Source organism: Shewanella sp. T24-MNA-CIBAN-0130, assembly GCF_040310185.1.
GTDB lineage: Bacteria > Pseudomonadota > Gammaproteobacteria > Enterobacterales > Shewanellaceae > Shewanella > Shewanella psychromarinicola.
On sequence record NZ_JBEOPP010000013.1, the window covers coordinates 92,551 to 102,640 of the forward strand.

Annotated in this window: 8 protein-coding genes; 7 read left to right on the forward strand and 1 reads right to left on the reverse strand. The window is 44.4% G+C overall.

What is annotated here, in order from left to right; genetic code table 11:
- Positions 1-19: 19 nt before the first annotated feature.
- From AAEZ02_RS08010 to trpA, 5 genes are read left to right on the forward strand one after another with little or no spacing between them, the layout of a single operon-like run.
- Positions 20-622: an aminodeoxychorismate/anthranilate synthase component II gene (locus tag AAEZ02_RS08010; protein ID WP_101034639.1), complete on the forward strand. Its 603-nt coding sequence runs from the start codon at positions 20-22 to the stop codon at positions 620-622.
- Positions 622-1,665: an anthranilate phosphoribosyltransferase gene (trpD, locus tag AAEZ02_RS08015; protein WP_351088578.1), complete on the forward strand. Its 1,044-nt coding sequence runs from the start codon at positions 622-624 to the stop codon at positions 1,663-1,665. The genes AAEZ02_RS08010 and trpD overlap by 1 nt, the downstream gene beginning before the upstream one ends.
- On the forward strand, positions 1,658-3,061 hold the full coding sequence (gene trpCF, locus AAEZ02_RS08020) for a bifunctional indole-3-glycerol-phosphate synthase TrpC/phosphoribosylanthranilate isomerase TrpF (RefSeq protein WP_351122712.1): 1,404 nt from the start codon (positions 1,658-1,660) through the stop codon (positions 3,059-3,061). Before trpD ends, trpCF begins: the two co-directional genes overlap by 8 nt.
- 57 nt (positions 3,062-3,118) lie before the next feature.
- Complete coding sequence (gene trpB / locus AAEZ02_RS08025) at positions 3,119-4,330, forward strand: tryptophan synthase subunit beta (protein ID WP_101030461.1); 1,212 nt, start codon at positions 3,119-3,121, stop codon at positions 4,328-4,330.
- Positions 4,323-5,126 carry a tryptophan synthase subunit alpha gene (gene trpA / locus AAEZ02_RS08030; protein WP_101030455.1) on the forward strand — a complete coding sequence of 268 codons (804 nt, stop codon included), beginning with the start codon at positions 4,323-4,325 and terminating at the stop codon, positions 5,124-5,126. Before trpB ends, trpA begins: the two co-directional genes overlap by 8 nt.
- 103 nt (positions 5,127-5,229) lie before the next feature.
- On the opposite strand, the gene AAEZ02_RS08035 is transcribed toward trpA, so the two are convergent.
- Entirely contained in the window at positions 5,230-7,686 is a 2,457-nt protein-coding gene (locus AAEZ02_RS08035) for a hypothetical protein (RefSeq protein ID WP_335686303.1), read from the reverse strand.
- A 224-nt stretch (positions 7,687-7,910) separates the two neighbouring features.
- Here AAEZ02_RS08035 and AAEZ02_RS08040 point away from each other — a divergent pair, with 224 nt between their 5' ends.
- Both AAEZ02_RS08040 and AAEZ02_RS08045 read left to right on the forward strand, forming a co-directional pair.
- The gene (locus AAEZ02_RS08040; protein ID WP_101030450.1) at positions 7,911-9,212 is read left to right on the forward strand and encodes a dicarboxylate/amino acid:cation symporter; all 1,302 of its coding nucleotides are present in this window, start codon (positions 7,911-7,913) and stop codon (positions 9,210-9,212) included.
- A 347-nt stretch (positions 9,213-9,559) separates the two neighbouring features.
- Complete coding sequence (locus tag AAEZ02_RS08045; RefSeq protein WP_351122715.1) at positions 9,560-9,973, forward strand: LysE family translocator; 414 nt, start codon at positions 9,560-9,562, stop codon at positions 9,971-9,973.
- Positions 9,974-10,090: the final 117 nt, after the last annotated feature.

Here is a 10,090-nt window from a genome sequence, read left to right on the forward strand (position 1 = left end):
CCCACAAGCGACTATGCGGATGAAGTTATATTTACTCGATAATTTTGACTCATTCACCTACAACTTAGTGGATCAATTCCGCAGCCTTGGCTGTGAGGTGATCATTTATCGTAATGATGTTAGTGCCGATTATGTTGCAGAAAAACTGATCAATGAAACCGGTAAAGCCGCATTAGTGCTATCGCCTGGCCCTGGCGCGCCTCACGAAGCAGGCTGCATGATGGAACTCATTGGTAAAGTCGCCGGTAAAGTCCCGATGCTTGGCATTTGTTTAGGTCATCAAGCCATGGTCGAATATTATGGCGGCAAAGTTGAACGCGCGCCGTTTGTGGTCCACGGCAAAGCCAGTCCAACCTTCCATAATGGTGAAGGCGTATTTGCTAATTTACCCTCACCTTTGCCCGTTGCCCGTTACCACAGTTTAGTGGCAACAAAGGTGCCAGACTGCTTGAAAATCATTGCTACCACCGATGAGATGCCAATGGCAATATTGCACCCACAACATCAAGCAATCGGATTTCAATTTCATCCAGAATCGATTTTAACCACTTTAGGTAGCCAGTTACTGACGCAAACATTGGCGTATTTAACCCAAGAGCATACTTTTACCGGAGGCGCATAGTGGATAACCTACAAGCTTTATTCGACCGCCTTTACCAAGGTAGCGCGTTAACTCGCGAACAAATGGCGCAAGTTTTTAGCGCTCTTATCCAAGGTGAGATGCAGCCAGCAGCTATGGCAGGTATGTTGGTGGCGCTGAAAATGCGCGGCGAAACCATTGACGAAATAGCCGGAGCCGCTGATGCTTTACGACAAGCAGCCAAACCATTCCCGCGCAGTGACGCCTCTAAACACAGCGGCATTGTTGATATTGTCGGTACCGGTGGTGATGGCCATAACACCATTAATATTTCAACCACTGCCGCTTTTGTTGCAGCAGCAGCAGGCGCTAAGGTAGCAAAACACGGTAACCGTAGCGTATCAAGTAAGTCTGGTTCATCTGACTTATTGTCCCATTGCGGTATTACGCTCACCATGGCGCCAGATGCGGCAAGCCAGTGTTTAGATAAGCTTGGCTTATGTTTCTTATTTGCGCCCCATTACCATGGCGGAGTTAAACATGCCGTGCCCGTTAGACAAGCCTTAAAAACCCGTACCATTTTTAATGTGCTCGGCCCGTTAATTAACCCTGCAAACCCAGAGTTTATGTTGCTAGGAGTTTACAAACTTGAACTGATCGAGCCTATCGCACACGTGCTTCATGCCCTAGGGGTTAAACGCGCCATGGTGGTGTATGGCAGTGGCTTAGATGAAGTCGCATTGCATGACAATACTCATGTGGCAGAACTAAAAGACGGCGTGGTGCGTACTTACCAACTTAGCCCTGAAGATCTTGGTGTTAACCGCGCAGGTATAGCGCAGTTAGCCGGTGGCGAACCGGCTGAAAATGCCTTAATCACCCAAACCATTTTACAAGGCAAGGGTCTACCCGCTCATCGAGATGCTGTCGCTATTAACGCTGGTTGTGCTTTGTACATCAGCGGCATTTGCGACTCAGTTCAAGCGGGCACTCAGCTAGCACTAGCGACACTTGCCAGTGGTGCAGCCTTTACCTTATTAATCGAACTAGCTGCCGCGAGCCAAGCTGGAGAAAACCATGAGTAAGCCAGAAAGTAATGTGTTAACCCGCATCATTGAAACTAAAGTGGCGCATATCGCCGCGCTTAAACTGCGTTTCCCAGAAGCCAGTTTACAGCCTAAAATATCTGACCGTAGTTTATATGACGCCCTCAAAGCGCCTAATGCTCAGTTCATTTTTGAATGTAAAAAGGCCAGTCCCTCAAAAGGACTGATCCGTCAAGACTTTGATGTTGAAGCCATCGCAGATATTTATACTCACTACGCCGCTGGCATCTCAGTGCTCACCGATGAACAGTTTTTCCAAGGTGACATGGACTACATTCCTAAAGTCCGCGCCAGAGTGACTCAGCCGATTATCTGTAAAGACTTCTTTGTCGACCCTTATCAAGTAAAATTGGCTGCCCACCAAGGTGCTGATGCCATTTTACTCATGCTGTCAGTGCTTGATGATGGGCAATATCGTTTATTAGCTAACGAAGCGGCAAAGTATCAATTAGATACCTTAACCGAAGTGAGTAACCAAGCTGAATTGGTCAGAGCCATTGATCTAAATGCACCGATCATTGGTATTAACAACCGTAATTTACGCGACTTAAGCACTGATCTTGCAACCACCGAATTATTAGCCCCGCAGATCCCTGCCGACAGAGTGGTGATTAGCGAATCAGGTATTTATAACCACCAACAAGTCCGCCGCCTAAATCCCTTGGTTGACGGCTACCTTGTTGGTAGTTCAATTATGGCGCAAGACGATATTGATTTAGCTTGCAGACAGCTTATTTTTGGTCACAATAAAGTCTGCGGTTTGACCCAAATTGACGATATTGAAGCAGCCGCCAAAGCAGGTGCAGTATTGGGTGGATTAATTTTTCATTCCAAATCACCAAGAGCGGTTACCCCGGCTCAAGCCAATCATTTAGTAGAACAAATGCAACAGCGTAATATTGGATTAAATATGGTGGGTGTGTTTGTTAATCATCCCATTGCTGATATCGCCTTGTTAGCTCATACACTGGGTCTTTATGCGGTGCAATTGCACGGCAATGAAACAGAACTTGAAATCAACGAGCTAAGGGTATTACTTAATCATCAGCAACTGAATACTCAAATTTGGAAAGCGGTCTCTATTGACAGTAACACCGGCGAGATGAGTGCAAAGCCTGCTGGCGCCGATCGTTATTTATACGACAGCAAGTCAGCACAACAATTTGGCGGTACAGGTCAAACATTCAATTGGCAAACCAGCATCATAGATAAACAACAGGCGATGTTGGCGGGAGGATTAACCCCAAACAATGTTTATCTCGCCAGCCAGCAAGGATTTTATGGGGTCGACCTAAATTCAGGAGTAGAATCTACCCCTGGCCATAAAGCCCACCAACAACTGATTGCCGCCTTTGCACAATTACGCCTTAATTAGCGAGCAGTTGCGAACAATTTATTGACATTATTACACTATGATTCACTGGGAAATTTTATGACCAAGCTCAAGCTTAACCCTTATTTCGGCGAATATGGCGGTATGTACGTACCACAAATTTTAGTCCCTGCATTAAAACAACTTGAAACAGCCTTTATCGAAGCGCAACAAGATGAAAGCTTTATCGCTGAATTTACCGACTTGTTAAAAAACTACGCCGGACGCCCAACGGCGCTAACACTTACCCGTAACTTAAGTCCGAACCCTTTGGTGAAAATTTACCTGAAGCGTGAGGATTTGCTTCACGGTGGCGCCCATAAAACCAACCAGGTATTGGGTCAAGCGCTGTTAGCTAAGCGTATGGGCAAAAAAGAAATCATCGCTGAAACAGGCGCAGGACAACACGGCGTAGCCACTGCCCTAGCCTGTGCCCTTTTAGGCTTAAAATGTAGAGTCTATATGGGCGCCAAGGACATTGAACGTCAATCGCCGAATGTATTTCGGATGAAATTAATGGGCGCTGAAGTTATTCCGGTTACCTCAGGTTCATCAACCCTAAAAGATGCTTGCAACGAAGCCATGCGCGATTGGTCAGGCAGCTATGATAAAGCGCATTACTTGCTGGGTACTGCAGCCGGGCCGCATCCATTCCCGACAATTGTGCGAGAATTCCAACGTATGATCGGTGAAGAAACTAAAAAACAAATTCTTGAAAAAGAAGGACGCTTACCCGATGCCGTTATTGCTTGCGTCGGCGGCGGTTCAAATGCTATTGGCATGTTTGCCGATTTTATTGATGAACCGTCAGTAGAATTGATTGGTGTGGAACCCGCTGGTAAAGGTCTCGATACCGCTATGCACGGCGCGCCGCTTAAACACGGTAAAACCGGTATTTTCTTTGGGATGAAGTCACCCTTAATGCAAAACAGCGACGGTCAAGTTGAAGAGTCTTATTCTGTTTCTGCTGGGCTTGATTTCCCATCGGTTGGTCCACAACATGCACATTTGAATGCCATTGGTCGTGCACGCTATGAATCAGCAACTGATGATGAAGCACTGGATATGTTCCAAAAACTCGCGCGATGCGAAGGGATTATCCCCGCATTAGAATCTGCCCACGCTCTTGCCTATGCGGTACGCATGGCCGAAGAAGCCACTAAAGAAACGATTTTAGTGGTTAATCTATCTGGGCGTGGCGACAAGGATATATTCACTGTGGCAGATATTTTAGAGGCCAAACAAAAACAACAGGAGAGCGGCAATGAGTAACCGTTATCAAGCAACATTTGCTGCACTAAAAAAACAACACAGAGGCGCGTTTGTTCCTTTTGTCACCATTGGCGATCCGAGCCCTGAATTATCGTTGAAAATTATCCAGACCTTAGTTGATAATGGCGCTGATGCGCTTGAATTAGGCTTTCCTTTTTCAGATCCATTAGCCGATGGCCCCGTGATACAAGGCGCAAATTTACGCTCATTGGCTGCAGGCACTAAACAAAGTGATTGTTTTGACATCATCACTAAAGTGCGGGCGCAATACCCAGATCTGCCTATCGGATTATTGTTGTATGCCAACTTAGTTTTTGCCAATGGTATCGATGCATTTTATGCCAAAGCACAAGCTGCCGGTGTGGATTCAGTGTTAATTGCCGACGTGCCAGTTGAAGAATCTGAACCCTTTAGTCAAGCCGCAAAAGCACATGCTATTGCGCCAATCTTTATCGCTCCGCCAAATGCTGACTCTGACACCCTAAAGCTGGTCAGTGAACAAGGTGAAGGTTATACCTATCTATTATCACGTGCCGGCGTCACGGGTACTGAGTCAAAAGCCGGTGAGCCAATTGAAAATATTCTCACACAACTCGTCGAGTTTAATGCCCCACCGCCACTATTAGGGTTTGGTATTGCCGAACCAGAGCAAGTGCGCGCCGCCATCAAGGCTGGCGCCGCGGGGGCAATTTCAGGTTCTGCGGTGGTTAAAATCATTGCCGCTCATCAACACGATGAAGTCACATTACTAGCAAAAATGGCTGAATTTACCGTTGCAATGAAAGCGGCAACCTAGAAGTATTTATAATTGGTGTTATCAACAAAAACAAAAAAGGCGCTTTAAGCGCCTTTTTTAATGGGTGTTCCCTAACGCAATGGTTAGAGTCACTATCAATCGATTATAGAATAGTCACACCGATTGATACCACTTGGGTGATTAAACCATTTGGTGATTCCACTTCAACAATAAAGACCCCTGTATTAGGTTCATCTTCACCTTTTAGCGTTGTGCTGAACTGACGTCCACCATTGTAGTTAGAACTTGGCCAAGTAAATTCGCTGGTGCTGACAACAGAACCGGCAGAGGTCTTGAATCTCACAATCGAACCGGCGGGCATTTGCTGATTATGTAAATCAGAAATCGTGAACATTGCCGTAGCAGAACCTTTACCCTCGATAGTGATACTACCGCCAGTATGCGTTCCAGTGCTATCTGCAATGACAATGTTACTTGAGTCCGTGGCAAAAGCAGTACTACCAGACATCACCATGACTAAACTACGACGCACAAATACAGACCGAGAGTCTGATGCAGTAGCACAAGCTGAATGAACAGGTTCAGAGCAAAGCACACCATTATATTTGCGGTCTTTGAGGTCAAATACTCCATTAGCGTTAAAATCAACTAACTCTTCTAACGTACCACCATCCTGACCACCAGTCTGTTGCGGATTAAACACACCATCTTCGTTATAGTCATTAAAGGCATCATTTAAATCAAATAGCTGACCAGTTACATCTTTACCGGTTAAAAACGTATCGGCTTCAGTGGCATCAAAACGACCATTACCATTGAGGTCAGGGAATGACTCTTCACCAATAGCCGATGCAGTAATCGTTGCACGGCCACCGTATTTTTGACCGTAAATATTACCATAAACCTCAAGAGTCGAATCATATGCTAACAGCGCACTTGGATTACGGAACATTGCACCCGCACCATTGAGTAACATTTCACCTTCAGGTCGAGGAAGCTGACTTGTCCAAGAGACCGAACACGCACCTTTTACTGTTTGACATGCATCTTCAATAGAGCCACCTTCAGTGGTAAAAGATACTGTCGTCCCATCGGGTACAGGGTTGTTAAACGCATCGGCCATCCGAGCAGTAACCTTGACAATCGTCCCGTCTAGATCCCAACCTTCAGCATTAAGTACTTCAGCCGATAACGAAAAACTGTCTTGGTCAGGAATACCCGTTGATATAATTAACTGACTTGATTGGCTAGAAATAGCAGGGATTGAGCCATTATCTACCGTCGCGGTAACACGCAGTGATGTTGCAACAGTACCGGTAGTGACGACAGTTTGTACCACACCGCTGTTATCGGTTGTGGCTTGCAATGGATCAATTTTGACGCCACCAATAGTAGTGTTGAGTTTAAAAATCACATTTTGGTTGGTAACCACATTGCTATTTTTATCGAGTACTTTAAATTTAACCACTGATGATTCATCACCTCCAGTGCCTAAAATACTAATGTTTTGAGGAGCGGCTGATACAAACACAATACTACCGACATCAGCCTGCAGTACATTAATAGTCCCAGCAGCAGATAAACTTATTCCACCCGCATTGGCTGTTACATTGATTTGATCTTCACCAACACAACCTTGAGCACGATACGTTGAGGTTGCAACCCCATTGCTTGATGAAACTGGAGAACTAATCACGGCTTGCGCTGGACTTTTTGTCGCACATGTTGAAGAGAAGTTCACATCAACAGGTTGGGTAAAAGGATTGCCTTGATCATCTTGAATCAGCACTGAAATCGTTGCAGTCCCACCCGCAGAAAGATCTGTTGCACTAACCGCCGCCACACCTTGAACAAAAGGTGTTCCACTGCCCATGACAACATCGGTCGCACCAACGACAACAATTGTTGAACCGATTTCATTAGTCGAGAGCGATGCCGTGGCTTCTCCAGCGCCTAAAGAACTGCCTGCATAGATATCGACTGTCGCTTTGCCTTGTGCATTGGTGACGGCCGTTTTAACCGGTAAATCACCTATCGGGCTATCAAAGGTCACAATTACCGCCTTAGAAAGCCCACTAACGGTCGCCGTTAATTTGCCTGGTGATAATGTGTTAATCGATTGTATTGCGTTACCGTCTTCATCGGTTAGTACCAATGAGACTTGGGCACCACCACCTGCTACGCCACCGTCACCGGCCATAGTCACGTTAAGCGAATTAGTCTCGCCAGATGTAATGGTCGCACTAATGGTTGCGCCAGTGTTTATTGCCGCAGAATTTAACTGTACAGTAGCAACACCATCAGCATTAGTTGCGACTTCACCCGTACCGGGAGAAAAGGTGCCGTATTCAGCATTATTTAATGAAAAAGAAACTAAAGTGCTAATAGCTGCACCCGTTGAGTCTTTCACTATTGCGGTAATAATCGCAGGTTCAGCAACTGAAATTTGATCATTGTCGATACTTAACGCAATAGATATAGTCGGATCAGGAGTTGTCCCACCTCCGGTTCCATCATCGGTTATACCGCCACCGCCGCCACATGCGACGATAAAAAATGTACATAAAAGTGCTAAATAAACTTTATATGCTGACTTCATTGTCAGGCTCCCTGTTACATTAAGGTAAAACTTAAGAATTATTATAGTTTGTTATAGATTAACAATACGCAGACATCGTGTAACCTTAGCATAACTCTACTATTTTCTTCGCTACTTATCCGCTAAAACTTTCACTTTAAGACCATTTCCTAAGTTATCAATTCCTGCTAGTCTTTAGCGCATTAAATAAAGGCATAAAATAATATGATTAGAAGGAACACTCTGTGAGTAAACAACTTAAGCTCGGGCTCACGAGCAAAATTTTAATAGGTATGGCTGCAGGCATTATTTTAGGCCTGTTGTTAAGGAATGTGTTTCCAGATAGTCAATTCATTGAAGAATACATTACTAATGGTTTTTTACATGTGATCGGCACGATCTTTATTTCGAGTTTAAAAATGCTCGTTGTTCCATTAGTGTTCGTTTCACTAGTGTGTGGAACAAGTTCGTTAAGTGATCCCTCTAAATTAGGTCGCTTAGGAGGCAAAACCATTGCCTTTTATTTATTCACCACAGCAATCGCGCTCTCCATCGCGATTTTAGCCGCGGTAATTATTCACCCTGGTAATGCAAGTCTGGCAAATAATGCGCTAGAATTTACGGTTAAAGATGCACCTAGTTTGTCTGAGGTACTGATTAATATCGTCCCCACAAACCCAATGCGAGCCATGAGCGAAGGCAATATGCTGCAGATCATCATCTTTGCGGTAATTTTTGGATTTGCTATCGCGCATATCGGTGATAAAGGCTCTCGTGTTGCATCATTTTTTAACGATTTAAATGATGTGATCATGCGAGTCGTGACATTAATTATGCAATTGGCGCCTTATGGTGTTTTCGCATTAATGGCCAAACTGAGTTTAACCCTAGGATTAGAAACCTTCGGCAGCGTAGTCAAATACTTCTTCTTAGTGGTAGCAGTGCTATTTATACAAGGGCTTGTTGTTTACCCTACTCTACTAAAACTATTTTCAGGCCTCAGTCCGTTAATGTTTTTGCGTAAAATTCGCAATGTGCAACTGTTTGCATTTAGTACTGCAAGTTCTAATGCAACATTACCCGTTACCATTGAAACCGCCGAACACCGAATGGGTGTCGACAATAAAATTGCCTCTTTTACGCTGCCACTAGGTGCCACACTCAACATGGATGGCACCGCCATTATGCAAGGTGTTGCAACGGTATTTATTGCCCAAGTATATGGTATTGACCTTAGCATCATGGATTATGCCACGGTCGTGCTCACGGCTACACTGGCCTCTATCGGTACGGCGGGTGTGCCTGGTGTAGGCCTTATTATGCTGGCATTGGTATTAAACCAAGTAGGTTTGCCGGTTGAAGGTATTGCCTTGATTATTGGTGTCGACAGAATGCTAGACATGATCCGCACTGCGGTGAATGTAACGGGTGATGCTGTGGCTACCGTCATCATTGCTAAATCTGAGGGTGAATTTAACGAAGAAATATTCAATAATTCACAAGCAGGTAAAAAGTTTGAAGAGCAAGTGCTTAATGACAAAAATTAACGCATAGCTTTCGTTATATAAAAAAGCGCTAATTTAGCGCTTTTTTATTATCTTTTTTCAGCATAAATATGCCATTATCATCAACTTACATTGATATAACGACTAGTGTCGCCTGTTTTAGTTAACCTCAGTTCGAGATAATAGATGGGACATGAGATAAATCAGCAAAAGCGAATTTATCTCAAGTCCACTCTATCAAACTTGTCATTTGTTTTACTAATAAGGCCTACTGCAAGTCAATCGCGGAACGATTTCAAGTCAATGTCACACAAATAGCAGGACAACAAGTTGTTTGATTACCAATTATTGTCCCGAGCTAAGGTTAATTAACAACAAACGGAATAAATATGGACATGACTTTATTGGCAAGTTTAGCGGTTATTCACATTGTGGCATTAATGAGCCCCGGACCTGATTTTGCCATTATCGTCAAAATGGCCACACAGCAAACACGCTTAACCGCGCTTTATTGCGCCCTAGGCATTGCCGTCGCCATCTTAGTTCACACCTTTCTATCTTTGATGGGCATAAGTGTGATGATCCAGCAATCCCATGTTGCCTTTATGGCAGTACAACTGATCGGTAGTAGCTATTTAGCATGGATGGGGTATGGAGCACTCAAATCAGCCCTAACCAGTATCATCAGCAAACGACGTACTGCAGACATATCCATATCTCCGACTCAACATAATATGGCGAAGAATACTCTGATGTCGTCGTTAACAGGATTTAAAGTCGGCCTATATACCCGTGATCATTGAAAATGCTTGATTTTGTCCCAAATGGGATCATCATAGCCCTATGAAACAAATTACACTCTCGCCAGAACAAAAAGTAGCATTGGAAACTCGACATAAAAGCTCGAGTGATAGGCGTGA

Bases quoted from the DNA above. Each gene is read 5' to 3' on its own strand.
- AAEZ02_RS08010 (WP_101034639.1), top strand. From the start codon at position 20: ATGAAGTTATATTTACTCGATAATTTTGACTCATTCACCTACAACTTA.
- trpCF (WP_351122712.1), top strand. From the start codon at position 1,658: ATGAGTAAGCCAGAAAGTAATGTGTTAACCCGCATCATTGAAACTAAA.
- trpB (WP_101030461.1), top strand. From the start codon at position 3,119: ATGACCAAGCTCAAGCTTAACCCTTATTTCGGCGAATATGGCGGTATG.
- trpA (WP_101030455.1), top strand. From the start codon at position 4,323: ATGAGTAACCGTTATCAAGCAACATTTGCTGCACTAAAAAAACAACAC.
- AAEZ02_RS08035 (WP_335686303.1), bottom strand. From the start codon at position 7,686: ATGAAGTCAGCATATAAAGTTTATTTAGCACTTTTATGTACATTTTTT.
- AAEZ02_RS08045 (WP_351122715.1), top strand. From the start codon at position 9,560: ATGGACATGACTTTATTGGCAAGTTTAGCGGTTATTCACATTGTGGCA.